Genomic DNA, 844 nt, shown 5'->3' with positions numbered 1-844 from the left:
TCGCCTTACGGTGGAGCTGTGCGTAGATGTGATCAAGAGACAGCTCGCCCCGGACCCCCTCTCCGCCGGGGACCGAAGCCGGTCCCCGGACCCCGGGCCCGAGCTGGTGCCGGTGGGTGACGTGAGCCTGTGGGTTGATCCCTGGAAGCAGGTGGAGACGCGGGGCTCCCGGAAAGATAAGGAACACCGGCTCCGCGCTCGTGGCACCGGCAGTCGCCGGGAAGCCACGCTTCCCGGCGCGGTCCGATCACAGGAAGAACCGACTCACCGGGTCCAGGGCCCGCAGGGTCCTGGCGGATGAGGGGGCCGGGGGAAAAGGCGGAGCCTTGTCCCCCGGGACAGCGCAACGCCGGAGGTTGGAGAGCCGTCCTCCGGTCAGGGTTTCGCGGCCTGGGTTTCCCGTGCTTCCGTGGCGCTCCGTGTTGCCGGGCTGGCTTGCAGCAGGGTGTCCAGCGCGTCCTGGAGCCGTCGGACGAACCGCACCGTACCGTCGCCGAGGATTTCCGGCGGCAGGGCGTCGCGCAGGGCCTGTTCCTGCGATGCTTCGGCCTCGCCCCAGATCCCGATCACCAGCGGCAGGGCGGGGAAGTCCCGCCGCAGGCGCAGCACCGCGTAGCGCAGGCTGGCGCCGCTGGTGCCGCCGGCCACCACGGAAAGGCAGAGTGCCCGCACCGTGCCGCCGGGGGCGGTGGTCATCGGCTCCGGCTTCCGCAGGGCGGCGTTGGGCAGCATCCCGGCGCCGAAGCCGCGCTGGCGCAGGGCCTGGACCAGCATGCAGGCGGCCTGGCCATCGAAGCGGCCGCGCCCGGGCTGTCTCTTGATCACAAGTCTCGACGTCAGCATT

General features: G+C 71.6%; 2 protein-coding genes. Both read right to left on the bottom strand.

Annotated features, from left to right (window positions below):
- Positions 1–187 (bottom strand): hypothetical protein (locus ROTAS13_RS27925; protein ID WP_216348756.1); only part of this gene is annotated, 187 nt, incomplete at its 3' end.
- 188 nt (positions 188–375) lie between these two features.
- Positions 376–844, bottom strand: a 469-nt coding sequence (locus ROTAS13_RS27630; protein WP_371329403.1) for a hypothetical protein, incomplete at its 5' end; no start/stop codon positions are given.

Source organism: Roseomonas sp. TAS13 (assembly GCF_001950415.1).
GTDB classification, from domain to species: Bacteria; Pseudomonadota; Alphaproteobacteria; order Acetobacterales; family Acetobacteraceae; genus Roseomonas; species Roseomonas mucosa.
This window is presented reverse-complemented; position numbering and strand designations above follow the sequence as displayed.